We start from the raw sequence: 25685 nt of genomic DNA on the forward strand, positions 1-25685 counted from the left end.
TGAACAACCGCATCAAGGTGATCAAGCGCACGGCCTACGGATACCGGGACAACGACTACTTCTTCCTAAAGATCAAAGCCGCGTTTCCCGGTAAAGTGCGATGAACCTTTTCTTTTGGCGCGCCGCGCTCGCTCACCCTGCGCGGCGGCGAAATCGCGCTTGTGCGGCGGCGAATCCCGATGCTAAAGTCGCGTTCAAATATTCACCAGCGGAGGACAGATGATGATTGTAATCAGCCTTCGCCGGGCCCGTCGGCAGTAAGCCGCTCCCAGCCCGGCAACCAGGAACTATCCTGACCGTCGGGCTTCCCCTTCCCGGAAGCCCTGTTACCGCATTTCGCGGTGTGTATGCGCCCTGTGCGCCCAGAGGGTTTTAACCTTGAGCAAATCATTGATTTCCCGCCGCCCCCGCATAGGGCGCGGCAGCGCCGCCGTGCAGTCCGGTGGCGAGCGCCAGCTGTCCGCGCTGCAGCGGCTCGGCTGGAAGCCTTTCTTTCAACAGCAGCTCTCGCTCGCGGAACTCGAGGACTGTGAACCGGTGCGGGTAATGGCCGTGCACCGCAGTCAGTTGCAGCTGGCCGGTGAAGCGGGTGAGCGGCCGCTGCCGATCACTGCGGCGCTGGCACTGGACGATCCCGGGCAGCGTCCCACCGTCGGCGACTGGCTGCTGTTGCAGCGCGACAGCGGCAGCTTCCGGCGGCGCCTGGAGCGCAGCAGTCAGTTCCAGCGTATGGCCCCCGGTGCCAGGCGCCTGCAGCTGATCGCGGCCAATGTGGACAGCGTGATGATCGTGTCCTCCTGCAACCGCGACTTCAATCTGTCGCGTATCGAGCGCTACTTGGCGCTGGTGCGCGAGGCCGGCTGCCGGCCCTACCTGGTGCTTACCAAGGCGGACCTGTGCGAAGACCCCGGCGCCTACAGCGAGGCGTTGCAGGCGCACCGGGATCTGCCCGTCCTGCTGGTCAACGCCCTGGACGCGGACAGCGTCGCGCAGCTGCGCGACTGGTGCCTGCCCGGCGAGACGATCGCGCTGCTCGGCTCCTCCGGCGTCGGCAAGTCCACACTGCTGAACAGCCTGTGCGGCGAACCGCTGGCCGCCACCGCGGGTATCCGCGAGGACGACAGCAAGGGCCGCCACACCACCCGCCACCGGGCCCTCTACCCGCTGCCATCCGGCGGTCTGTTACTGGACAGCCCGGGCATGCGCGAGCTGGGCCTGGTGGATGCGGAGCAGGGGCTCGCCGCCACCTTCGACGATATAGGTGCGCTGGCCAGCCGTTGCCGCTTTGCCGACTGCGCGCACGAGTCGGAACCCGGCTGCGCGGTGCAGGCGGCCATCGATGCCGGCGACCTGGACGAACGGCGCCTGCGCAACTGGCGCAAGCTGGAGCGGGAGCTCGTGCGCAACGGCCGCACCCTGGCCGAGCAGCGCGCCGGCGACAGAGCCCTGAGCCAGCTCTATCGCGCCGTGCAGGGCCATGCGCGGGAGCGCAAGCAGCGCGGCGACTGAGCTCTCCCCTTGCAGGAGCGGTCCCGGCCGCTCCAGGCATTCGCGGCGCCTGTGGCCCTACACTTAGGGTGGAGGGGCGACTATGACTGAAACCTATACCGAAGCACCGGAGATAGTCGCATCTGCCTGGCTGAATACGGAGCGACCGCTGAAGCTGAGCGAAATGCGCGGCAAGGTGGTGCTGCTGCACGCCTTCCAGATGCTGTGCCCGGGCTGTGTGATGCAGGGCACGCCCCAGGCCGCCGCGGCGTCGGCCTGCTTCGCGGCGGAGCCTTTCCAGGTGATAGGCCTGCACACGGTGTTCGAGCACCACGCGGTGATGAACCCGCAGGCGCTGGAGGTGTTTGTGCGGGAGTTCCGCCTGGAATTTCCGATTGCGGTGGACCAGCCGGCGGAGAACGGCCCCGTGCCGGTGACCATGCAGAAGCTCGGCCTGCAGGGCACGCCTTCCCTGGTGTTGATCGACAAGCGGGGGCTGATACGCTTTTCCCATTTCGGGCGATTGAGCGATATGCAGCTCGGCGGGATGATCGGGCAGTTGCTGGCCGAGTAGGGCCGAAGGTGCCGTGAATGCGTGGAGCGGCTGGAGCGAACCCTGTGTTCGCCCCGACCCGGGATCAGCTTGAGCTGACCTGCCCCGCCTGAACCGGCGCGGCCGGCGCGCCGGCGGAACCGGCACTCTGCGCCTCAATCCAGCCGCTCATACGCGTCTCCAGCAGATTCAGCGGCAGGGCGCCGGCGCCGAGCAGCTGGTCGTGGAAGGTGCGGATATCGAAATTGCTGCCCAGCTGCCGTTCCGCTTTCGCGCGTAGCTCTTTGATCTTCAGCTGGCCCAGCTTGTAGGCCAGGGCCTGGCCGGGCCACACCAGGTAGCGGTCGATTTCCACCGTCACGTCGTGCAGCGGTTTGGCGCTGTTGTCCATGAAGTATTCGATCGCCTGTTCGCGGCTCCAGCCCAGCTGGTGCATGCCGGTATCCACCACCAGGCGCACCGCGCGCCACATATCGTAGGTCAGGGCGCCGAACTCGCTGTAGGGGTCTGTGTACAGGCCCAGGTCGTAGCCGAGACTCTCCGAGTAGAGGCCCCAGCCCTCGACGAAACCGGTGTAGTAGGTCAGCCGGCGCAGCGGGTGAATGTCCTTCTGCTCCTGGGCCAGGGCGATCTGCAGGTGGTGGCCGGGCATGGCCTCGTGCACCGTCAGCGCCTCCATTTCCCATTTCGGGCGGCTGGACAGGTTGTAGGTGTTGGCGAAGAAGACTCCGGCGCGGCCCGCCTCGATGGAGCCCGGCTGGTAGTAGGCGGTGGTCTGGGATTTTTCCGCATAGGCCGGAATCGGCTTAACGCCGTAGGTCAGGCGCGGCAGTGTGCCGAACAGCGCCGGCAGCTCGCCGTCGATACGCTTGGCGATATCCCGGTAGCCGCGCAGTAGCTCCTCTTTATCCGTGTAGTAAAAGCGCGGGTCGGTGCGCAGGAATTCGGTGAAGGCCTTGAAATCGCCTTCAAACCCGGTCTTCTGAATGATCTTGTCCATCTCGCCGCGGATGCGCTTTACCTCGGCCAGGCCGATGCGGTGAATTTCCTCCGGACTCAGAGATGTGGTGGTGTTGTCGCGCACCTTGTGCGCGTACCAGCGCAGGCCGTCCGGCATGCTGGTAAAGGCGGTATCCACCCGGCTGCCGGGGATATATTCGCGCTCGACGAATTCGGCCATGTCGCGCCAGGCCGGCACCAGTTCCTTGTGGTAGAGGGCGAAAGCGCGGTTCCGCAGGCGGCGCTGCTGGGCGGCGGAGACGGAGCGCGGCATCTCGTCGAAGGCCTTCAGCAGCGGGCTCTGCTTGGGATCCGCCGGAATCAGTGCGCGTATCTGCCCGGGCAGGTCGCGCAGGGTGATCTGCGGCGGGGTGATTTTCTGCTCCAGGCCGGCGCGCATCAGGGCCTGGGTCTGGCGCACCAGCGCCGGCAGCTTCTCGAGGCGCGCGAGGATGGTTTCGTAATCGGCGGCGGTGCGCTTCGGCATGGCGTTCAGCACGCCGGGCACATTGCGCTGTATGCCGTCCATATGGCTGACCGGCAGCAGGTGGTCGGGGAACTGGAAACCCTTCACTTCATTCAGCAGATCCTGGTACAGCAGCTGGTAGTCGAGCCGCAGCTTCTCGGGCAGGTCGTCGCTGTCGATATGGCGGCTGGCGGCGAGCATGCGCCGGGTCTGCTCGCGGCGGCGCTCTATGCCGTCGCTGGACATGTCGGTCCAGCGGTTGTTGACCCCGGGGTAGCCCTCGTAGGTGGCCCAGCCCGGGTAGCTCTCCATGATCCAGCGGTAGCGCAGGTCCTGCAGCGCGCGCAGTTGTTCGGCGGCGCCTTTTTCCGGCAGCGCGTCGAAGGCCTTTTCGAAGGCTTTTTCTTCCATTGCCACCGCGTTGGCAGCGGCCAGGGCGGCGGAGAGCAGCAGGGTCTTGGCGAGTTTCGACATGGGTCCCCCTCAGGCAGATTCAGTAGTGCTGCTGTAGGAGCGGCCGGTGGCCGCGATCGGATTCCAGAGGGTTGGCAAAGCTCGATCGCGGCCGTGGGCCGCTCCTACAGGGTTGTTCGATATTAGATGGCGGCGGCCTGGCCTTTGAGGTCCTTGCCGTGCAACAGCTGCAGGCGGCGGCGTATCTGTTCCTCGATACCGGCGGCGTCGAGGCCGATGGCGGCGAGCAGATCCTTGTGTTTGCCGTGTTCGATGATCCGGTCCGGCAGGCCCAGCTGCAGCAGCGGCACCAGGGTGCCGTTGCTGTTCAGGTATTCCATCACCGCACTGCCGGCGCCGCCGGCCACGGTGTTTTCCTCGACGGTGACCAGCAGCCGGTGATTCGCCGCCAGTTCGTCGATCAGCGCCTCGTCCAGCGGCTTGACCCAGCGCATATCGGCGACGGTCGCATCGAGCTTCTCCGCCGCGTCGAGCGCCGGCGCCAGCAGGGTGCCGAAATTCAGGATCGCGACCTGTGCGCCCTCGCGCACCAGGCGGCCTTTGCCCAGTGGCAGCTCGGTCATCTGCTGCTGGATTTCCGCGCCCGGGCCTGTGCCGCGCGGGTAGCGCACCGCGGCCGGGCCCTTGTGGCGGTAGGCGCTGTAGAGCAGCTGGCGGCATTCGTTTTCGTCGCTGGGCGCGGCGATGGCCATATTCGGCAGGCAGCGCATATAGGTCAGGTCGAAGCTGCCGGCGTGGGTGGGGCCGTCCTCGCCCACCAGGCCGGCCCTGTCGATCGCGAAAGTTACGTCCAGATTCTGGATGGCCACGTCGTGCACCAACTGGTCGTAGCCGCGCTGCAGGAAAGTGGAGTAGATGGCGACGACCGGTTTGGCGCCCTCGCAGGCGAGGCCGGCGCCGAGGGTCACCGCGTGCTGTTCGGCGATGGCTACGTCGTGGAAGCGCTCCGGGAAGCGCTCGGCGAATTCCACCATGCCGGAGCCTTCGCACATGGCCGGGGTAATGCCGATCAAGCGGTCGTCTTTCTCGGCCATATCGCACAGCCATTGGCCGAAGATATCCTGGTACTTGGGCCGCTTCCTCTCCCCGGGCACTGCCACCTGCACCTTGGGTTCCGGCTCGAGTTTGTTCAGCGCGTGGTAGCCGACCGGGTCTTCCTCGGCGGGGCCGAAACCCTTGCCCTTGGTGGTGACGATATGCAGCAGCTGCGGGCCGCGCTGGCCGCGCAGGTTGCGCAGTGTGTGCACCAGGTCGTGCAGGTTGTGGCCATCCACCGGACCCACATAGTTGAAACCCAGCTCCTCGAACAGGGTGCCGGGGGTGATCATACCCTTGACGTGTTCCTCGGTGCGCCGCGCCAGCTGCCAGGCCTTGGGAATCTTCGACAGTATCCTGCGGCTGCCCTCGCGCATGCTGAGATAGGTCTTGCTGGCGAGTATTCTGGCGAAATAGGTCGCCAGGCCACCGACATTCTTGGAGATGGACATGCGGTTGTCGTTCAGCACCACCAGCATGTCTTTGCCGGTGTGGGCGGCATGGTTCAGGGCCTCGAAGGCCATGCCGGCGGTCATGGCACCGTCGCCGATCACCGCCACCACCTTGCGCTCGTCCGGGGAGGCGAGGGCCATGCCGAGGGCGGCGCTGATGGAGGTGCTGGAGTGGCCCACGCCGAAGGTGTCGTAGGGGCTCTCGCTGCGCTTGGGGAAGCCGGACAGGCCGCCCTGCTGGCGCATGGTCAGCATCTGTTCGCGGCGGCCGGTGAGTATCTTGTGCGGATAGGTCTGGTGGCCCACATCCCACACCAGCCGGTCTTCCGGGGTGTTGTAGATGTAGTGCAGGGCAATGGTCAGCTCCACCACGCCCAGGCCGGCGCCGAAGTGGCCGCCGGTCTGGCCGACGCAGTACAGCAGGTATTCGCGCAGCTGGCTGGCCAGCTCCGGCAGCTGGCGTTCGTCCAGGGCGCGCAACTGTGCCGGCTCGTCGATGGCGTCGAGCAGCGGAGTCTGCGGCCGTGTGCGGGGGATTTCGTCGAACATCAAACGTATCGATTGTAACTGATGTGTAAGAGGGGGGATTGTATGCCTGTGACGGGGATATTGCATCCCGATTGCCGATGTGGGGACAGAGACGGCCCTTGCGTTTGTCGCTGCAAAGAGGCTGGCCGAGCCCCGGGTGTCGATGCGAAGGTCCTGACACCGGGCACACCGCGCGAGACTGTCGGCGAGAGGGATCTCGCCGACAAGGCTACAGGGATGTATTCACGGCGTGTCTCGCGCGGTGTGCCCGGTGGCAGGGCGAGAGCCGCAGATGCCCGGGGGTAAGGATGAATTAAAGAATCCGCCCCCAGGGCTCAATATCAGTGACTGCGCTGGACTATATAGTCAGCGAGTTGCCGCAACAGGGCCGTATCGCCGTCGATCTGCGCCAGCGCCTCGACGGCCTGGCGGTGCAGGCCTTCGAGTTTTTCCCTGGCGCCGTCCAGTCCCAGCAGGGAGACATAGGTGGGCTTGTTGCGCGCCGCGTCGGCGCCCTGAGTCTTGCCCAGGGTGGCGGTGTCGGCGGTGACGTCGAGAATGTCGTCCTGCACCTGGAAGGCGAGGCCTATGGCCTCGGCGTAGCGGGTGACGGCCGCCAGCTGTGCATCAGTGGCGCCGCCCTGCAGCGCGCCGATGCGCGCGCTGGCGCGGATCAGGGCGCCGGTCTTGAGGCGGTGCATCTGTTCCAGTTGCGCGAGGCTCAGGGTCTTGTCCACCGAGTCCAGGTCTATGGCCTGGCCGGCCACCATGCCGCGGGCGCCAGATGCCTCGGCCAGCTCCTCCAGCAGGCGCAGCTTCAGCCCGGGTTCCGCCCCGCCGGCCAGCAGCAGTTCGAAGGCCCGGGTCTGCAGCGCGTCGCCGGCGAGTATCGCGGTGGCCTCGTCGAATTCGATATGGCAGGTGGGGCGGCCGCGGCGCAGGTCGTCGTCGTCCATGGCCGGCAGGTCGTCGTGGACCAGGGAGTAGGCGTGGATGCACTCGAGGGCCGCCGCCGCGGCGTCGCAGGCGGCCGGGTCGAATTCCCGCCCGCGCAGCGCCTGCGCGCAGGCGTAGACCAGGGCCGGGCGCAGGCGCTTGCCGGGGCCCAGGGCGGCATAGCGCATGGCGGCGGAGAGCTTTTCCGCACCGCCGGCGGGGGGCGCGAGCGCGGCATCGAGGGTGGATTCCACGCGCGCGGCGGCCTCGCGCAGAAAATCCCGCAGCTGTGTCGACATCGGAGCGGGCACTAGAGGTCTTCCGCGCCGCCGTTCCCGGGGCCGCCGTCTTCGGCGTCGAAAGGCAGCTCGCGGATGCCGCCGCTCTCCTCCATCAACACCTTGACCTTCTGCTCTGCACTGGCCAGTTTCTGCTGGCACTCGCGGGTGAGTTTCACGCCGCGCTCGAAGTCCGCCAGCGCCTCTTCCAGGGGCAGGTCGCCCGCCTCCAGGCGTTCGACCAACTGCTCCAGTTCCTCCAGGGCCTCTTCAAAGGTTGCCGATTTCTTTTTTGCCGCCATTCGTCTTGCGCCTCTGTCACTGCGCGGCAACCTTAGCCGCTGGCGCCTGAGGGGTCAATCGGCCGCTGGCGGCGGGCGCGGCAAATCAGTTCACGGCGGGGGCGTCCTCCACTTCGAGTGACATCAGGTAGTGCGCCAGGGCGCGCTTCTGTGTGGCGCTGAAACCATAATTGGGCATCGGCGGTGTCGGGGTGTCGAAATAGTCCGCCAGCGTCTGCAGGTTGTACTTTTTGGCCAGATTCCGCAGCGGCACTTGAGTGGCGTGGCACTGGGCGCAATTGTGGCGCTGGTAGAGTTCCTCACCGCGCTGTGCGGCGCCGGAATCTATGACCAGGGGTTTGTGTGGCGCCTTCAGGCGCGGTTTTCGTTCGGTTGCCGCCAGGTCACCGCCCGCGTCTCCGGCGCTTACCCGGTACACGGCCCCGGCGTAGTCGTCGGAGATATAGATATGGCCGGCGGCGTCCTCGGCGATGGCCACAGGGCGGCCGTACACGGTCTCTTTGTCCTCGCCGAGAAAGCCCCAGAGGAAATCCCGCTGGCGGATATTGCCCTGTTCGTCCCAGTGCAGGGAGACCACCTTGTAGCCGTCTTTGATGCTGCGGTTCCAGGAGCCGTGCAGCGCCACCAGGGCGGCATCGCGGTACTCGGGAGGCTGTGCCGGGCTGCGCAGGAAAGTGATGCCGAGCGGTGCATTGTGGGCCGGGAAATCGTGTACCGGCGGGCGCGAGGCGGCGATCTTCTGTTGTATTTGCGGTCCCGCGTCCACACCCAGGTCCGGGTCCGGCACCCGGTCGCCATTGGCGTAGGGCCAGCCGTAGAAGGCGCCCTTTTCCACCAGGTTCAGTTCGCAGGGCGGGAAGTCGTCGCCGAGCCAGTCGCGGCCGTTGTCGGTGGCGTAGAGGCCGCCGTCTTTCGGGGACCAGTCGAAGCCGACGCTGTTGCGCAGGCCGGTGGCGTAGATTTCAAGATCGCTGCCGTCGGGCCGCAAGCGCATCATGGCGGCGCGCTGCGGGTCCTTTTCCACGCATACGTTGCAGGTGGAGCCGCTGGTCAGGTAGATCCAGCCGTCCGGCCCCATGGCGATGGTCTTGGTCCAGTGGTTGCCCCCGTCGCCGAGGCCGCTGAGAATCTTCTGGTAGCGCCCGGCCAGACGCCCGTCGGAATGGTCGAAGGGCACGCGCCCGACGCCGTCGCTCTCGGCGATATACAGCCAGTCCTCGTGCAGGAAGATGCCATGCGGGCGCTTCAGCCCGTCGATCAGCACCCGCTGACCATCTGCTCGGCCGTCGCGGTCGTCGTCTGCCCGCAGCAGGGTGATCTGGCCGCGCTTGGGCTGGGACACGAGCAGGTCGCCGCGGCGGGTAACGGCCAGCCAGCGGGCGTTTGGCACCTCTTCGGCGAACAGGTCGACGCGGAAGCCTTCGGCGGTGTGCAGCTGGCGTCTGACGGTTTCGGTGTCTGTCTCGGCGCCGCCGGTCAGCTGTTTCCACGGCACGCTGATTCCGGGCGTGAGAAGAACCAGGGCCGATAGGGCAGCAACCAGTGCGAGCAGAAAAATTAGCGCATATTTCAACAGGCTTTTCACGACGGCGGTTGATCCGGTAATAAATATGGATATAGTGGCCACTTCCCGTATTTGGGGTGCCAGTTGTACCACAGGGGCGCCTCCCCGTCTTTTGCCACCGCTCGCATGTGAGATATTTCACCTTCTTGTGAGATATCTCGCACAAGAAATTCAGCCGATTTCCCCTACTTTTTTTCCCGCTGATGTCCATAATGTAATTGCAAGGACGCATTAAGGGACTGCACCTCAGCGGCAAGGGATTAAGGGACTGAGCCGCTCGCCCTAGGGACAAGGGCACCATCCTGTGAGACGCACCGCCCGGGCCGGACTGCCCGGGCGGTGTTTTATTGGGGCCGCGGTCCCGTCCCCGGCGCGGCCTTCGGCTGTGCAACATGCCATCCCGCCACTTCGCTCCCGTCTGGAAATTGCAACAATTATCCGCTTTAATCAGAGCAGTCCGGCCATTTATTTTCCCGGGCCGGCGGAGGGTGATGCATTCAGTAAGTCAGTGCTCGAATTGTCCGCTTCCTCACTTATCCCGATACATTGGCGGGCGATACCTCTCTCACCCCTGAATTTCCACGGCATGATTTTTCTCAAGAGCCCCACAGGCGAGCCTGTGGGGCTTTTTTGTGTTTCCGCTATACGGTGGTCAATTCGAACAACGGTTTGTCGGCAATCCATGTGCGGGGAGGCGAAGTGATGCAAGCGAGAATTTTGCGCCTGAATCTGGCGGGGCAGCCGCTGGAGTGGCTGAGCTGGCAGGAGGCGGCCTGCCTGTATGTGCGCGAACTGGTCACCTGGTCGCTGGGCGGTGTGGTGCAGCGGGTGCACGGCGGAATCAACCGCCACGGGGAGCGTTCCACTCTGGACCTGGCGGCGATTATCGCCTGTGGCGGCGAGCGTATGGCGCGTCCGCGCAGCCGGCCGCCGCTGACCAATCGCGCGCTCTTCTATCGCGACGCCCACACCTGTCTCTACTGCGGCAACGAATTCCGCACCTGCGATCTGACCCGCGATCATGTGCACCCGGTGTCCAAGGGCGGTCGCGACGTATGGGAAAACGTCGTGACCGCCTGCCGCCGCTGCAACCAGCACAAGGGCAACCGGCTGCTCGAGGAGATCGATATGGAGCTGCTGGCGCTGCCCTTCTGCCCCAATGCCGCCGAATACCTGGCGCTGATCAACAGCGAGCGGATCCGCGGCGACCAGATGGAATTCCTGCGCAGCCAGTTCTCCCGCCGCAGGCAGGCGGGGTGGCTGGTGGCCGGCGGCTGTTGAGCCGGCAAAAAATAAATCGGTGAGTTGGTAAGGCGCGGCGATGAAATAGATGGGATCCATCTATGTTCATCGCCAGATCAACGGAGGACGACCTTGATCATCAGAAGTGGATCCCGGTTCAAGATACTGCCTGAGCGGGCAGTTTTCAGAGAGGCTATTTCACTGCCTCGCGGATCAGGCTGCTCAGGTAGTGGCCGAAATCGTGGCCTGCGTTTTCCATCATCTTCGGGAACATCGAGATGGAGGTCATGCCCGGGAAGGTATTGATCTCGTTCAGATAGATTTCGCCGTCGTGGGTCAGGAAGAAGTCGATACGCGACAGGTCCTTTAGCTGCAGGCCGACAAAAGCGCGGCGCGAGGCCTCCTGTATCCAGCCGAGCTGCGCGTCGCTGAGGCCCTGGGCCACCACGTGGGTCACGGCGCGGCTGCTCTCCGTGTATTTTTCCTCGTAGCTGTAGAAAGTATCCGACGGCGCGCACACCTCCCCTGGCGGGGTGATCACCAGTTCGCCGGCGTAGTGGTAGGTGGCCACTTCCAGCTCGCGCACTTTCAGGCATTTTTCCACCAGTACATAGGGGGAGAGGGCGAAGGCCTTCTCCAGCGCCTCGTCCAGTTCCTCCTCTGAAGTGACCTTGTAGCAGCCCACGGACGAGCCCTGGTTGGAGGCCTTCACGAACACCTGGCCCCACTCCCGCAGCGCCATGCCGGCTTTGCCGACGTCCTCCTCCTCGTTGCTGCACAGGAACTGATAGGGGGTGTTGTCGATGCCGAGTGCGCTGAGCCACAGCTTGGCGGTGATCTTGTTGAAGCAGATCTTGCTCGCCTCCGGCCCGCAGCCGTAGTAGGGGATGCCGTATAACTCCAACTGCGACTGCAGGTCGCCGGTCTCACCGGGGTAGCCGTGAATGGCCGGGATCACATAGTGGACCTCCCAGGCCTGCCCGTTTTCGTCGCGCAGCATCCTGTCCTGGCCCAACCGGTGCACGCGGCCTCTCTGGTCGGTCAGGCGGCCATTGCCGTCCATTTCGACGCGCACCAGCGCGATATCCTCGATGTGGCTCAGGCGGCGCTCGATAAAATCCGCCGTGCGCAGCGACACCTCGTGCTCGCTGCCGCCACCACCACAGATAAGCAGGGTATTGATCATTTTCTTGTTTCCGTGTCTCTGGCGCTCAGGGGGCGCGCAATACCTGTTCACACTGCTGCGGCATCGGCTTGGGCTTCGGTCTCTCCGGCCTGGGCGCGGTGCCTTTCAACAGCGCATAGAATTCTTCGCTGAACCACCAGTCTAGGTCCGCACCGCACGGCTCGCCGCGCACCGGCCGTTGCGGTTTGCAGTGCCTGTCGCCGTCGGGGCAGGCCAGGCGCACATGGAAATGGTAGTTGTGGCCCCACCAGGGGCGGATCTTGCGCAGCCAGTCGTCGTCGCCGGCGGAAATATCGCACAGTTTCCGCTTGATCGTCGGGTGCACGAAGATACGCTCGACCCGCGTGTCCTCCGCCGCCAGGCGCAGTATCCGCGGAACCCTGTCGTTCCAGTTCTCTTCGATCAGGCGGTGATCCCGCTCGTCGGCCAGCGGCACGGCGGAGATATTGTCCCGCTCCCAGGCGGTCAGCGGGCGCTCGGCGGCGCGCCAGTCCTGGGAATACCAGATATCCACGTCCAGGCCCGTCTGGTGGCTGCGGTGGCCGAAGCTGAAGGGGCCGCCGCGGGCCATGGACATATCGCCGATCTGCAGCAGGCCCAGGTCGTTGCGCGCCACGCTGCGGGCGAAGTCCTTCAGGAATTCGACCGTGGCCGGGTGGGCGTAGCGGCGGCCGCGACCGGTGCGCACCAGTTGGAAGCCCTCGCCGCGCAGCGGCATCGACTCGGCGCCGCTGAGACAGCCGTTGGTGTAGGTGCCGATGCTGGCAGAGGCCTGGGAGGAGGGCTCTTCGACCTTTTCCCAGGGATTGGCGGCGACACTTTCAGTGAATACGAGGAGGCCGGTTAACAGAGTGATAGCGATAGAAAAATGCATAACCGCTCAGATGCATATAAGGGTACGGGTGTACTCATGCCTCCGGGCCTTCCTTGTAGGAGCCTGCCTGCAGGCGAATGTCGGGGCGGAAAAAAGCCACCGGGCATATTCGCTTGTCCGCAGGCTCCTACAGGCGGGCATTGGCCGAGTCGCGACAATTCAATAATTATAGAGGCTGGGATCAGCCAGTCTGTGCGCCGATTATCTCCGCGCAGTTCCGCAGCAGCGCATCCATTTCCTCGTCCGTGCCGATGGAGATACGCAAGTACTCACTGATGCGCGGCTTGTCGAAATAGCGCACCAGGATATCCCGCTGCCGCAGCTGCCGGTAGAGCGCCTCCGCGCCGATGCGCTGAGGTCGCGCGAGCACGAAATTGGCCTTCGACGGCACCACGTCGAAATCCAGCGCCTGCAGGGCGCTGACCATCCGTTCACGGGTGGCGATCACCTTGTTGCAGCAGTCCGCGAGCCAGGCGCTGTCGCCGACCGCGGCGGTGGCCATGCGCTGCGCTATCGCGTCGATGGGATAGGAGTTGAAGGAGTTCTTGGTGCGGTTCAGCCCCTCGATCAGGTGCGCCTGCCCCATGGCGAAACCCAGGCGCAGGCCCGCCAGCGAGTAGGACTTGGACAATGTGTGTATCACCAGCAGGTTGGGGTAGCGCTCGATCAGCGGCACCGCGCTCTCGCCGCCGAAATCGATATAGGCCTCGTCGATCACCACCACCCGCTCGGGTTGCAGCTGCAGCAGTTTTTCGATGTCCGCCAGCGGCAGGCAGCGCCCACTGGGCGCGTTCGGGTTCGGCATTATCACGCCGGCGGCCGGCCCGGCGTAGTCCTCCACCGCCAGGCTGAAGTCGTCGCGCAGCGGCGGCGTGCGGTACTCGATGCCGTACAGCTGGCAGTAGACCGGGTAGAAGCTGTAGGTGATATCCGGGAACAGCAGCGGCTCGTCGCGGCGGAAGAAGCTGTAGAAGCTGTGCGCCAGCACCTCGTCGGAGCCGTTGCCGACAAAGACCTGCTCCGCGCTCAGACCGTGGCGCGCGGCGATGGCGGCGCGCAGTTCACAGGATTCCGGATCCGGGTAGCGGCGCAGCGCGTCGGGGAGCTGCGCGTCGGCCAGCACCTCCAGCGCGCGCGGCGACGGCGGGTAGGGGTTTTCGTTGGTGTTGAGTTTGATCAGCTTGCGCCCGCGCGGCTGCTCTCCGGGCACATAAGGGGCCAGCCGCGCGAGCGCGGGGCTCCAGAAGGGACTGCTCAAGATTCCGCCTCCTCTGTGTCGCCTTCACCGTTTGCGGGCGTCTCGTCTTTTTCGGATTCGCCCTTTTTTTCCTCAATGGGGATGTCGAACAGCGCCGGGGAGCTGGCGAGGAACTGCTCCATCGGCACCGGGTTGCGCAGCAGCAGCCCGTCGTATTTGAGCTCGGTGGAGATTTGCGGCACATCGCTGAAATCGTTCAGGCTGGCGATTTTCTCCGCCAGCCCGAGGCCGAGAAAGCCCCAGGGAATCGCCAGCGCCACTGCCCAGCGCCAGCCGCGGGAGATATTGGTCGCCAGGTAGCAGGCGCACCAGAGCATGGCCGGCAGCAGGGCGGCCAGCACGAGGAAGTCGAGCATCTGCGTCAGGCTGCCGAGAGCGAAGTTGTAGTTCAGCAGGCTGCTGAACCACTCCCAGCCGGTGTAGACGAGCGCGCCTATGGCGGCGATGGACAGATGGGTGAAGAAGTGGGTCTCGTGGCGCACCACCCGGCCGATAAAGGCCCAGGCGCCGGCGTACACCAGCAGCCCGATCACGCTGCCGATCAGCAGGTTGAGGGCGATGGTCCACTCGTACTCGCGCGCGTAGCCGAGGTAGCTCAGCAGCAGGGTGGACAGGGCCACGGCCAGCAGCAGGCCGATGCCTCCCGCCGGGTGTGAAAGGCCGGCGAAAAAGCTCTCCAGCGAGTGCAGCGGCACGGCCTCCGGCATGGTCGCCTCGCTGTGGATCAGGCGCAGGTGCGTCTTTCCCAGCTGTACCAGGTCGCCGGATTCGATCATGCGCTCCGAGATATCACCGGACTTCACCGAATTTCCGCGGCTATTGCCCAGCAACTGGGTGCCGTTGACACTGTTCAGGTCGCGCAGGTAATAGCAGCCGTCGTCGCCGAGGCGGATCTCCGCGTGGTGGGGGTCCGCGTGCATATCTTCGAGGATGATGTCGTTGTCGTAGCCGCGCCCCAGCGTGAACTGCGCGCCCTCCATGCGATAGCGCGCCTGCACCCGGTGGGCGCGGTTCAGTTCTTCGATAATCAGTGCCATTGGATCTCGCTTGTGAACTTCTCGGTAAAGGCCGCGGCGGATTCCTGTGTAAATCCGGACAGAGTGAAGTGGCTGACCAGGGCGCGGTTTTTCTGGTCCACGCTGAGGCTCAGGTAGAAGACGTCGTACAGGTCCGGGAATTCCTTGTAGCGGCGCACGCAGTAGCTGGTGCGCGCGATGATCGGTTCGCGCTTGCGCTCGGGCTTGGAGGCCGGCGCCTCACCGTTGCGCGGCTGGCTGGTGAAGGCCTGGCGGCAGCGGAAATTGGTGACATCCTCCTCGCCGGCGGTGTTGCCCGGGTAGAAGCTGCTCATCTGCTGCTCGTACTCGGCGTAGAAGCGCGATGGCAGCAGATCCTCGGCCTCCAGCCAGAAGAACTCGTACTCCACGCGGCCGGTGTTGAAGTCGTCGGCGAGGAAGACCACATCCTGGCCGGTGCAGCCCTTGTCGATGCGCTTGACCGGGTTGTCGTCGCTTTCCTGGGTATTACCCCAGCACTGGATGGCCGGCACTATCTCCCCGACCACCTTGGCCTCGCCGAGGGCGCGCCGCTGCCAGTCCGCGTTCAAAATGGAATCGATGATGCGCTGCTGATTGGCCAGCAGCTGCTGGTGGGTCACCGCCTTCAGATCGAGGGAGTTGCCCTCCTCGCGGAAGTGCTTCAGCAGCGCGGCGAGCTTGTCCACCGGTACCAGGAAGCTCACCTGGTTGCCGGCGGTGGCCACATTGATGCCAACCACCTGGCCGCGGGTATTGATGGCCGGGCCGCCGCTCATACCGGGGTTGATGGAACCGGCGAAATGAATGCGGTCGTAGAAACTGCCGCTGGCGATACCGTTGTAAGTGCCGGGAATCAGCGTCATGCCCAGATCCAGCGGGTTGCCGAGGGAGACGATGGTCTCGCCCTTCTTGGGGGTGTTGTCCGCCAGCTGCAGATACTCGGGGCCCGGCTTGTCCTGGCGCAGCAGCGCCAGGTCGTTGATCACGTCGATATCCAGCAGTTCGAGGTTTCCCTTTACGCCGTCCACCGACAGGTATTCCAGCTGGTATTTGTCCGGATCGCTGACCGCCTCCGCCACCACATGGTAATTGGTGGCGATCAGGCCGTCGGCGGAGATCTGGAAGCCGGAGCCGAGCCCCGCTTTGGAGTTGGAGGATTTTTCGATCAGGCGAATCTGGTACAGGCTGCCGCGGTAGTCGCTGTAGAGTTGTTCGTAGCTCTGCGCTGTGGCGAATACGGAACAGCAATACAACAACAGGGCCAGCAGGCGCGCGCAAAGGTTTGGCATCTTGTTTGATTAAATTATGGGCAGAAGACCCTCGATATTACGGGATATAGGGTAGTGCAACAAGCGCGCGGGTGGGCGCTCGTCACCCCGGCCCGTAGGATGGGCAAAGCGAAGTGTGCCCATCACACCACCGCTCGATGGGTACTTCGCTGCGCTCCTTTGCCCATCCCGCCGAGGGGAGCTGTTTCAGAGGTAGTCCGCCACCTTCGGAAAGGCCTCCGCCACTTTCCTGTGCGATTCGAGGTAGAAACGCGCAAACAGCGCGTCCGCCTCCTCCGCGCGCATAAAGCCGTCGCTGAAGCCGGGGCTCACCGGGTCCAGGTGCAGGCGCGCGCAGCTGATCACATGGGCCGCCAGCTGCGCCATATTCTCGTCGCCGACGGAGATGCGGATGGTGGTGGGGAAGATATCCGCCGCCTGCATCGCCTCCGGCGACAGCTCCGAGTGGGAGGTCAGCGCCGGGCAGAGCACCATGGTGTTGGTCTGCCCCAGGCTGACCATCTGCCCGAAGGCCGGCTCCAGCGCGTCGAAAAAGCGCTTGAAGGCCTCCGTGGGCAGCCCCGCCGCCTCCATATCGATACTGAACAGCGGCGTCGGCAGCTGGTGGCGCAACAGCTGTGTGCGCAGACCACTGTTCGGGTGTCGGGCCAGCGCGTGGCTGTTCACGCGGATCTTCGCGTGGCTGGCAAAGAAGTGGCTCAAGCTCAGGGTATTGATGCACTTGGTCAGCATGCGCATCTCCAGCGTGCGCATGCCGCTGTACACCTCCCAGGCCTTGTCCGCATCCAGGAAGGCGCCCTTGATGTAGTACACATCCCAGAACAGGCACTGGTTCCAACTCAGCCCCTTGGCGCTGTCGCCCTTCGGAATAAACATGCGGTGGTTCTCGCCGATCACCACCCCGGCGGTGGCGGCGCCGGTGCCGCCGATATCCTTGGTGTAGGAGTGCACCACGAAATCCGGCCGCTCGGCCCGGTCGGCGCGGCGCAGCGACTGGTACAGGAAGGGCGTGGCCAGGGTGGCGTCCAGGCTCACCAGGGCATTCTCCCGGTGCGCGGCGCGGCAGATGGCCGGCACGTCCAGCATGATGCCGTGGGGGTTGCAGGGGGATTCGATATACACATGGATACGCGCGCCGCCTTTGATCGCGTCGGCGCAATCCGCCTGGGTCCGCCACAGCAGCTCCTCGAACTCGTCGCCGCGGGTGCCGTCGAACCAGACCAACTGGATCGCCAGCTTGTCCTCGCGCGCGTAGAAATCCTGCAGCAACTGGTACACGCCGCCGTAGATATTGCGCGACACGATCAGAATATCGCCACGGCTCAACTGGTTCGACAGCAGCGCGTCTATCGCCGCCATGCCGGAATTGAAATTCCACGCCATATACTCGCTGGCCGCCGGTCCGCACTCCAGGTCCACGATCGCGTTGGCCAGTGAGATGGCGGTGGGATTCAGCAGGCGCGAGTAGATATCGTGGCTCGGCTCGCGTCCGCGGAAGGCGTCGTCAATCCACTCGGTACAGGCGTAGATGTAGGTGGCCGTGCGCGCAATCACCGGCGTGGCGGAGAAGATTGCCGGGATATTGTCGAACAGCGGGTAACCGCCGCGAGTGGCGATATTGAAATCCGCCCCCTGCAGGCTCTGGAAACTGGCTCTAAGTGGGTTCTGCAGGGTGTCCAGCAGCTTCGCCAGCTGGAAACTCATAAAGCGCTTGGCGTTGAAATAGGCGACCCTGTCCGACCTGTCCAGGCGGCCGAGGATTTCCGTGCTCTGCGCCCACAGCCGGCTCAGGTTGCCCTGGGTCCGGTACAGCAGTTCGGCGCTCTCCAGCAACAGTCGGCCGTGTTCCGAGTCTGCGTCTATGGAAAAGTGCTGTAATTGCTCCTGTGCCAGCTCGGCAATGCTGGCCGCCTCGGTGCTGTTGCGGCGGGGAGAGAGAATTTTCGCGCCGGTAAGGTTGGTGTCCATATTGCCCTCATCGCGTTTCGTTTATTGTTATAGCCCGACTCCGGCAGACTCATCCGCGGCGACGAAGCCGCCGCCGTGTAATGGCGTGTAATGGCGTGTGATCGACCTGTAATCGGTAAATCCGTAAAGTGGCGTCCAGGGTTGAGGGGTTGAGCGCGCCAGCCGGTATCGGGCGCTCCGCCTAGGGAAAGGCAGGCCCCACAACACCGGATCCGAGGGATCGGAGGTCTGTACCCCCAGTGGTGCAGTAGGGGAGGGAGACCCATTCAGCGTAAGCTGAATCGTCAAGCCGGACCCGGCAAACACAGAGCCTAGTCTGCCGGGTTTGGGGAAGGGCTTGACCGGGGCACGGATGCCTCATTTCGCTCTTGATAGTGTTGTTGTAACCGTCGATGGCTGGGACCATCAATTCGGGCCGGCAGTAACCCAGTTGCTGCCGGCTTTTTTTATTGGACATTTATGGGGTTTTGGCCCGGGCGCATATTTCTTGCCCAGAGCTATTCGAGTATCCTTCAAGACGCGCTGTATTTCACAAGCTGAAAGAGAAACAGTTAACTCAATAAGAAAAAGGGGATGGAATTATGAGCATCTGTGATGACCTGCCGGTACTGGAATGCGAGGTGCCGAGGGAGGGGATTGAGCTGGACCTGGTGTTGCAGCCGCGGGAGCCGGTCAACGGGGAGCCGCAGTACTGGCCGCTGTTCAACGCCGATAACCCGGGTGAGCACTTCGGCAATATGCGCTTCCGCTTCGGCGGCAACCGCGGCCTGGTCAAGCTGACCATTACGCTGGACCTGTCGGCAGTGCCGGGTCGGGAGCTGGAGTTCTCCAACTGCGGTCGCGGGCGGCTGGACGGCATTATCGCCTTGAGCCCGGATTTCCGTCACCAGTTCTGGTCCAGGGCCAGGCGGGTGCGCGGTGAGTACACCAAGCTGGTGATCTGGATCAGGGACAGGGAGGATATTCCGGATAACTTCGCATTCCTGTGGCTGTGTGAGGATGTGGATACCGGTATGCACTTTGTTTCCGGCGATCCAACAGCGATGCTCGATCCGCAGTGATTAGTTGCAGATAGCGGTCTTCACTTCGGTGGAAACCTGGGGCTGGGTGCAGAGCTGCTGAAAAGCCGGCAGGTTGAACCACTCTGCGCTCATGCCCTGTTCCAATAGTTGCTCTATATAGTAGTTGGCTGAGCGCCACTCGTCTGATAGTGCATAAACTTGCGCTGCACTATATTGAATATAAGTGTCTTCTGGGGAGCTTTTTAAAATCTCGTGGGTAAGGTCAATAGCTTCAGAAGTCTGACCTAGGTTGGCTAATGCTAGTGCCCGGAAGCGCATCGTATTTGGTGCGTTGGCGCTTCGGGTGAGATCTAAAATTTTCTCAAATTCTTGCTTAGCCAGATCGAGTTCTCCGAGCATTAAGTAGGTTGCTGCAACTCCCTCTACAGTTTCAATACTGTCTGGGACAGCGGCTAATACTTGTTTCTGTGCCTCCAAAGCCTCCGAGTATCTCTGCTGCAAAAAATAGGCGACACCGAGATTGGATTTTGTCCGCCAACTGCGCAGTTCTTCCGGGATCGAGGTGATCGCCATTTCCGCAGCTGCCAGGTTGCCGCTTTCCAGTTCAATGACTCCCAGAGCCGAATAGGACGACCAGTGTTCCGGGTAAGACTCAATGATTCTGTTCAGCGTAACGCGTGCGTCATTGTAGTTTCCGCTCGCAGTCTGGTTCAGGGCGATTAAGTAAAGGTTGTCGGCCGACGAATTTAATGAGGCTGCGTCCTGTGCATAACGCAGGCCGGATTCATAGTCTCCCTGCCTGAATAGAAAGCGCGCATATTTTGCCAGCAGGGCCGCGGAAGGCGCCTCCTGCTCATCAACCCTTTTCAACAGTGCGTCGAACTGGCTTTTATCTGTACTGTAGGTGCGTAGCCAAAGCTCCAATTCAAGAGTCAATGAGGGGGCGATAACCCGGCCTTTTGCCCTCTCGAGCATATCGAGCCCGGCCTGGATGTAGCTCTCCTCATCTGTAAGCACAAACAGATCCGTTGCTACATTGGTAAATATCCGATAGAGATTCGGGTTTCGCGGATAGGTCCCCAGCAGCCTTTCCAGTTGCTCCAGGTCTTCCGCCGTGTTTTCTTTGCTTTCAAGCCGGCTGACAATGCTGAGATAGTCGGTGTAATCCTCGTCCGACATCACCATCTGCTTGCCGGAACCCCTTACATAGTTGCTGGAAAACAGCGCTGCCGCACTATTGCTGATCCGGTATTCCGCCTCCTGCCGCTTATCCGCCAAAAACGCAAAACTCGCCTGCTGTCTGATCTGACTGTCTTCCGGCCCAATCCGCTGCAACTCAATCTCACAGCGCACCCGCGCACACTCCAGCCGCGCAAACAGCGCATCGGTCACCCCCTTATCCCGCAGCGCCTGCAGCTGCGCATCGAAATCCTGCCCCTCCTTGGGCGTAAAGCTGACCAGTGCGCTGGCCTTCAACTGTGAAACGGAGTTCATCAGCGCCTGGCGCACCATGGTCGCGGTCATTTGTTTGGCGTTCTCTTCGCCGCGCACCTCGCCGTTGATCTCCACCGGTAGCACGGCGATATATTGCGGCTCCAGGTGGGTGACGGCTTTCCAGCCCCAGTAGCCGGCGCCCGCCAGCACTGCCAGGATGGCCAGTGCCGCGGCGATCTGCCGCCGCTTGTTTGGCGGCTTGCGCAACAGTTGGGTGACGGTTGCGGAGAATTCCCGCGTGTCCGTATCGTCCGTCTGGTGCTGGTAGAGGAAGTCCAGGGCCTCGTACACCTGCTGCGCCGATTCCGGCCGCTGCTCGGGGCTCTTGCTCAGCAGCCTGTCCAGCAGCGCGGCCAGCGGATCCGGCAGCCTGGCGCAGGCCTGCTGTGGCGGTATATGGGGCTCGTTGACGATGCGCTGCGCAAGCGCCAGGGCGCCGCCGGGGCCCTTGTCAAACGGTTTGGCGCCGCACAGCAGTTCGTAGGCGATGGTGCCGAGGCCAAAGAGGTCGCTGCGGGTGTCCAGCGGGTGGCCTTGCAGCTGCTCCGGGGACATGGCCTCGACGGTGCCGGCCACATGGTCCTCGCGGGTGATGCTCTCCGCATCCGGCTGTTGGGACTTGGCGATGCCGAAGTCGGTGATCTTGGCGGTGCCGCCGAAGGTGATCAGGATATTGTCGGGCTTGAGGTCGCGGTGGATGATGCCCAGGGTGTGGGCCTCTGTCAGCCCATTGCAGATCTGCATCAACAGGTCGAGTTTTTCCTTCAGCGGTGCCGCGTGCTCACGCATCCACTCCTTGAGGGTGGTGCCCTCGACGTATTCCATCACCAGGGCTATGCCGCCGTTCTCTTCGAGCACGTCGTAGAGCTGGACGATATTCGGGTGGTTGAGCCTCGCGAGCAGCTGGGCCTCGCTCTGGATGCGGGCGCTGGCGGAGGCGCTGGTGGCGTCCTGGCGCAGCTTCTTGATGGCCACCTGGCGCTGGAGCCGCGTGTCTTCGGCCAGGTAGACGACGCCCATGCCGCCGGCGCCGAGCATGCGCTCTATACGGTAGCGGCCCAGTTGTGTCTGTTCCGGTTCGGCAATTTCCATGGCCCGTTATTCTTGTTGGTGATTGTAATTTTCGCTGCGCTCTGCGGTTCCGCCGCTATCCCCCTGTCCCCTGCACGCCGGCGGAGTGGCGCTCAGTTTACCGCTTAAGCGACCGGCGTACTATTTCTGTGCTATCCGGGTGCCGTCCTCCCCCGCGATACAGAGCTCCGGATAGTCCGCGCGCAAGCGGGCGAAGTTGTCCAGTGCGCAGATCCTGTCGAACTGCGGGGTCTTGAACCAGATCAGCGATTGCCCCTGTTGCAGTGTTTTGCGGATATGCGCTTCGGCGGACAGCAGGTCGCCGCTGGCGATATAGACCTGCGAGCGGGCGTAGTTGACGTAGAGGTTGTCCGGCGCCCGGCGGCGTATTTTCAGCAGTGTCTCGATGGCCTCTCCGCTGTTGCCCAGTTCGGCCTGGGCGCGCGCATACATCAACTGGCCCTCCCAATCCTCCCTGTTCACGGTGAGTGCCAGGGCTTTGCGCGCGAGCTGTTGCGCGCTCTGTGGTTGCCCGCGCAGGCGGGCGATTTGCGCCTGATAGAGCAGGGGTTCCGGATCCTTGGGGGCCAGGGCAACGGATTGCTGGAGGCAATCAAAGGCCGGCTGGTAGCGCCTTTCGATGTAGTAGGCGAGGCAGAGATTGAAAGTGTCCATACCGCCGAGTGTGTCCACGCCTGCGTCGCCCAGCAGGCGAATGGTTTCTTGCGGATTGCCGTCGTCGAGTTCGATGGCGGCCAGCAGGGACCTGCTGTAGCTCCTGCCGTTGTCCCGCGCAAGCACTTCCCGGAGCTGGGCCTTGGCGGCGGCCATCTCGCCCAGGGAGAGCAGTGACAGCGCCTTCTGCTCCTGGTAGTCATTGCTGGGTCGCAGGGCCAGCGCCCGGTCGATGGCCTCCAGCGCCCTTTCGTATTCTCCCTGTACGTGGAAATAGTTGGCTTCGTAGCGGTAGTAACTGGCTCTGTCCGGCAGGCTGGCGTCGAGCCGATCGAGGATGCGCTTCGCTTCCTCCATTCTGCTCTGCTGGATGTCCAGCTGAAATTGGGCAGTCTGCAGTTCCGGCGCTCCGGCCAGGGAGGCGGGGGCCTGCCGCAGCAGTTCTTCCAGCCGCTGTAGAATCTGTGGATCGCGGGTGTCGAAGAAATGCTCGATGGACAGTTCGCCGTAGAGTTCGTAGATGGGCAAAAATCCGGGCGCTCTTTCGCGCAGGGCCTTCAGCCCGGAGAGCGTCTGCGCCAGCGATCGGCGGTCATGCCCCTGTTCGAACAGATCCAGGTAGCGCTGGTAATCGGCGTCGCTGATGTCGAAGCGCGGTTCCTGTCGCAGCGGCGGGTACTGGGGCAGCAGGTAGTGGAGTTGCTGCAGGGTGCGCGCGCGGCTGTCCAGGCTCTGGTCTATCTCCAGCGCAGTGCTGCGGCTGGCGGTGACGGAAAAGCTTTCTGTATCGATGAGATCCAGTGAAACCTCGCAGTGGGCGCCGGCGCAGGACAGCTCCGGGTGCAGCAGCAGCTGGGCATTGAGCGCCCGTGCCTGTTCCCGCAGCGGCCGTCCGCGCAGCTGTTCGGACTCCGCGTAGGGCACCAGGAAGAGCCCCTCGCGATTGGAGAGTCCCTGCTTGATAGCACTCAACACATTGTTGGCGAGCAGCCTGGTTTCGCGGTTGGCCAAGCCGCGTTCATCGGGCGCGACTATGGCGATGTATTCACCGGCCGTTTCGCGCTGCGCTTCCGGCAGCAGCGCGGCTGCCGCGGCGACTAGCAGCGCGGCGTCGCCGGCCAGTGCCGTGCCGGCAAATATCTTGTACAGCCGGCCCCGGCGCCGCTGGCTGCGGTGGAAGTTCTCGGCGGTGATGGTCACCGTGCGGCTGGCGGTGCCCGTGGATTGGATATCCGGGGTCATCAGTATCGCGTCCAGTTCCTGCGCCACCGCGGCGGCGTTGAGCGGGCGCTTGTCCGGGTTTTTCGCCAGCAGCCTGTCGAGCAGCTGGCACAGCGCCGGGGGCAGCTCCGGGTTCAGCTTCGCCGCTGGCGGGTGCTGGCTGTGGACGATGCGGTCGACGGCGGCGAAGGGACTCTCGCAATCGCCGAAGGGGTTCTGGCCGCACAGCAGCCGGTAGGCGAGCATGCCGAGGGCGAAGAGGTCGCAGCGGTTGTCCAGGGGGTTGCCCAGGGCCTGTTCCGGCGACATGGCGCCCCAGCTGCCGGCGATATGCTGTTCGCGGGTCAGGTCGCTGTGCTCGCGCCAGTTCTTGGCGATGCCGAAGTCCGTGATCTTGGGGGTGTTGTCGCTGTCGATCAGGATGTTGTCGGCCTTGAGGTCGCGGTGGATGATGCCGGCGCCGTGGGCCCGGGCGAGGCCGTCGCAGAGCTGCTTCAGCAGCAGGATTTTCTGCCGCAGGCTGGGGTTGCGCTCGCGCTGCCACCGGCTGAGGGTGCAGCCGTCCACATACTCCATGACCAGGGCGACGTCGCCCCCTTCCTCCACTACATCGTAGATCTGCACTATGTTGCTGTGGTTGAGCTGTGCCAGCAGCAGCGCCTCCTGGCGGATGCGCAGGTGGGCGCTGCCGCTGTTGGGGTTCTTGAGCAGCCGCTTGACGGCCACGCGGCGGTTCAGGCGCTCGTCGGTGGCCAGGTAGACGACGCCCATGCCGCCGGCGCCGAGTTGGCCGGTGACCTTGTAGCGCCCGATATAAAAAGGAATCTGCTCTGACGTCATGGATCTGGCTGAGTGGCCCTGTTATTGCGCTCTGCCGTCCCTGGCAATCGGTGATGCGTATTGTTGTATGGCGGTGCGCGCCCACTTCCCCAGGCGGGGCGGCGGAATCAGTCTGCCCGTGTATCCGCGATTTCCCCCACCCGGGATTCCAGTTGCGTTCCCTTGTAGATTTCAAAGCGGCGGCAGCCGAGGCGGATCTCCCAGGAGCGGCGCTCCACCAGGCCGGAGGTGTCGATCGCATCCGGCAGGGTTTCGGCAATCTGCTTGCGCGCGCGGAAAATCTGCGTATTGAGATGATTGACGGTGATGCCCAGTTCGCGGGTGGCGACCTGGATGGGGACCCAGCCCAGTGCGTCCGGATCGGCGTTGCGCTGCATATCGCGAATGCGCGCCCGCGCCAGGTACAGCAGCAGGTAGTTGTGGGTGCGCGCCGCCAGCGCGACCTTCATGTCCTCGCGGCGCAGCTGCAGCTGCACGTGCTCCTCGTGGTGGCTGACGGAAAAGCGCAGGTCGAAATCGGTGATCGACAGTTGTTCCAGTGCCAGTTCTTTCGTCGCGCCCTGGTTGTCGGCCAGGAACAGCTGCCAGCTGTGCAGGCCGCAGTCGATACGGTCGCCGTGCTTGACCGAGGTGGCGTTTTCGCCGCCGTTGGAGTTGCCGGTGAGTTCGTACAGCCACTGGCCGCTGACCGGATTGAAATGCAGGCTGGCGAGCGGCTCGTGCTCGTCGGGCAGCAGGTGGTACTGCTCCAGGGGCAGGGCTTCGCCGCTGTGCAGGTCGATCAGCAGGTTCTCCGGCGCGTCCAGGTTTTCGACCACCCAGATGGGGTTGCCGGCGCGGCCGAAGGCGATCTTGTCGCCCTGCTGCAGGGGGTAGTTTTTCGCCGGCACCAGCTGCTGGCCATTGACCCAGGTGCCGTTGCGGCTGAGGTCGCGGATATTCCAGTGCGTGCCGGTCCACTGGATGGCGGCGTGGATACCGGAGATTTCCGCGCTGGTGATGCGCGTATCCACCGCGCCCTGACGGCGCCCGATGGTGTGGTGTGCCATCAGATAAACGGGCTGATCCCTGTCTGGATGCTGTAAACAAGCCATGCTCTGGTCCCTGATCCCCTTTTTTATGGTGCAGCGCGGGGGTTGCGCTAACGCAATGGCAAAAAGACTCAACCAGGACAGGGGCGCGGAACGACGAGTTCGCCCGCTAACGGAAAACCAGGGGGCGGCGGGAGGTTTTCATTTCGCCAGGCGCCGTATCGCCACCGCCAAAAAATACGCTCAGCGCGGCCGCCTCAGCCCCCCCTGGCCGGCGACACTGTATTTTTTAGGTTCATCGCACTTTACCGGGAAACGCGGCTTTGATCTTTAGGAAGAAGTAGTCGTTGTCCCGGTATCCGTAGGCCGTGCGCTTGATCACCTTGATGCGGTTGTTCATGC

20 protein-coding genes are annotated in these 25685 nt (G+C 63.7%); 5 read left to right on the forward strand and 15 right to left on the reverse strand.

Going from position 1 to position 25685, the window contains the following annotated elements; translation table 11 throughout:
• The 3 genes from ACXAF3_RS17285 to ACXAF3_RS17295 form a co-directional block, all read left to right on the forward strand.
• Positions 1-104: transposase (locus tag ACXAF3_RS17285; protein ID WP_475113558.1), on the forward strand; the 104-nt coding region annotated here is incomplete at its 5' end.
• A 274-nt stretch (positions 105-378) separates the two neighbouring features.
• A complete protein-coding gene (gene rsgA, locus ACXAF3_RS17290) occupies positions 379-1509 on the forward strand; it encodes a ribosome small subunit-dependent GTPase A (RefSeq protein WP_475113540.1) in 1131 nt (376 codons plus the stop codon).
• Positions 1510-1591: 82 nt separating this feature from the next.
• Entirely contained in the window at positions 1592-2062 is a 471-nt protein-coding gene (locus tag ACXAF3_RS17295; protein ID WP_475113541.1) for a redoxin family protein, read from the forward strand.
• A 64-nt stretch (positions 2063-2126) separates the two neighbouring features.
• On the opposite strand, the gene ACXAF3_RS17300 is transcribed toward ACXAF3_RS17295, so the two are convergent.
• The 5 genes from ACXAF3_RS17300 to ACXAF3_RS17320 all read right to left on the reverse strand — a co-directional run bounded on the left by ACXAF3_RS17300 (position 2127) and on the right by ACXAF3_RS17320 (position 9006).
• Positions 2127-3980 (reverse strand): DUF885 domain-containing protein, encoded by a 1854-nt coding sequence (locus tag ACXAF3_RS17300; protein ID WP_475113542.1) that lies wholly within the window; start codon positions 3978-3980, stop codon positions 2127-2129.
• A 122-nt stretch (positions 3981-4102) separates the two neighbouring features.
• On the reverse strand, positions 4103-6016 hold the full coding sequence (gene dxs, locus ACXAF3_RS17305) for a 1-deoxy-D-xylulose-5-phosphate synthase (RefSeq protein ID WP_475113543.1): 1914 nt from the start codon (positions 6014-6016) through the stop codon (positions 4103-4105).
• A 320-nt stretch (positions 6017-6336) separates the two neighbouring features.
• The gene (locus ACXAF3_RS17310) at positions 6337-7230 is read right to left on the reverse strand and encodes a polyprenyl synthetase family protein (RefSeq protein WP_475113544.1); all 894 of its coding nucleotides are present in this window, start codon (positions 7228-7230) and stop codon (positions 6337-6339) included.
• Between the two features lie 11 nt (positions 7231-7241).
• A complete protein-coding gene (locus ACXAF3_RS17315) occupies positions 7242-7511 on the reverse strand; it encodes an exodeoxyribonuclease VII small subunit (RefSeq protein WP_475113545.1) in 270 nt (89 codons plus the stop codon).
• An 85-nt stretch (positions 7512-7596) separates the two neighbouring features.
• Positions 7597-9006 (reverse strand): DUF7133 domain-containing protein, encoded by a 1410-nt coding sequence (locus ACXAF3_RS17320; RefSeq protein WP_475113546.1) that lies wholly within the window; start codon positions 9004-9006, stop codon positions 7597-7599.
• A gap of 771 nt (positions 9007-9777) precedes the next feature.
• Here ACXAF3_RS17320 and ACXAF3_RS17325 point away from each other — a divergent pair.
• Positions 9778-10356, forward strand: a complete 579-nt coding sequence (locus ACXAF3_RS17325) for an HNH endonuclease (protein WP_475113547.1) — start codon at positions 9778-9780, stop codon at positions 10354-10356.
• A gap of 154 nt (positions 10357-10510) precedes the next feature.
• Here the strand turns inward: ACXAF3_RS17325 and ACXAF3_RS17330 are convergent, their stop codons facing one another.
• The 6 genes from ACXAF3_RS17330 to ACXAF3_RS17355 form a co-directional block, all read right to left on the reverse strand.
• Positions 10511-11503, reverse strand: a complete 993-nt coding sequence (locus ACXAF3_RS17330) for a D-alanine--D-alanine ligase (RefSeq protein ID WP_475113548.1) — start codon at positions 11501-11503, stop codon at positions 10511-10513.
• A gap of 25 nt (positions 11504-11528) precedes the next feature.
• Positions 11529-12377 carry a penicillin-insensitive murein endopeptidase gene (mepA, locus tag ACXAF3_RS17335; protein WP_475113549.1) on the reverse strand — a complete coding sequence of 283 codons (849 nt, stop codon included), beginning with the start codon at positions 12375-12377 and terminating at the stop codon, positions 11529-11531.
• 181 nt (positions 12378-12558) lie between these two features.
• Positions 12559-13635, reverse strand: a complete 1077-nt coding sequence (gene hisC, locus ACXAF3_RS17340) for a histidinol-phosphate transaminase (RefSeq protein WP_475113550.1) — start codon at positions 13633-13635, stop codon at positions 12559-12561.
• Positions 13632-14672, reverse strand: coding sequence for an FHA domain-containing protein (locus tag ACXAF3_RS17345; RefSeq protein WP_475113551.1), 1041 nt, complete (start codon positions 14670-14672; stop codon positions 13632-13634). Before ACXAF3_RS17345 ends, hisC begins: the two co-directional genes overlap by 4 nt.
• A complete protein-coding gene (locus ACXAF3_RS17350) occupies positions 14663-15961 on the reverse strand; it encodes a S1C family serine protease (protein ID WP_475113552.1) in 1299 nt (432 codons plus the stop codon). Before ACXAF3_RS17350 ends, ACXAF3_RS17345 begins: the two co-directional genes overlap by 10 nt.
• A gap of 186 nt (positions 15962-16147) precedes the next feature.
• A complete protein-coding gene (locus ACXAF3_RS17355) occupies positions 16148-17929 on the reverse strand; it encodes a trans-sulfuration enzyme family protein (protein WP_475113553.1) in 1782 nt (593 codons plus the stop codon).
• Positions 17930-18510: 581 nt separating this feature from the next.
• On the opposite strand from ACXAF3_RS17355, the gene ACXAF3_RS17360 reads away from it, so the two are divergent.
• Positions 18511-18990, forward strand: a complete 480-nt coding sequence (locus ACXAF3_RS17360; RefSeq protein ID WP_475113554.1) for a hypothetical protein — start codon at positions 18511-18513, stop codon at positions 18988-18990.
• On the opposite strand, the gene ACXAF3_RS17365 is transcribed toward ACXAF3_RS17360, so the two are convergent.
• From ACXAF3_RS17365 to ACXAF3_RS17380, 4 genes are all read right to left on the reverse strand, one after another.
• Complete coding sequence (locus tag ACXAF3_RS17365) at positions 18991-21537, reverse strand: protein kinase domain-containing protein (RefSeq protein ID WP_475113555.1); 2547 nt, start codon at positions 21535-21537, stop codon at positions 18991-18993.
• 120 nt (positions 21538-21657) lie between these two features.
• Entirely contained in the window at positions 21658-24252 is a 2595-nt protein-coding gene (locus ACXAF3_RS17370; protein WP_475113556.1) for a protein kinase domain-containing protein, read from the reverse strand.
• A gap of 107 nt (positions 24253-24359) precedes the next feature.
• Positions 24360-25346 carry an FHA domain-containing protein gene (locus tag ACXAF3_RS17375; RefSeq protein ID WP_475113557.1) on the reverse strand — a complete coding sequence of 329 codons (987 nt, stop codon included), beginning with the start codon at positions 25344-25346 and terminating at the stop codon, positions 24360-24362.
• Positions 25347-25578: 232 nt separating this feature from the next.
• Positions 25579-25685 (reverse strand): transposase (locus ACXAF3_RS17380; RefSeq protein WP_475113119.1); only part of this gene is annotated, 107 nt, incomplete at its 5' end.

Source organism: Microbulbifer sp. ABF4_143, from assembly GCF_056160225.1.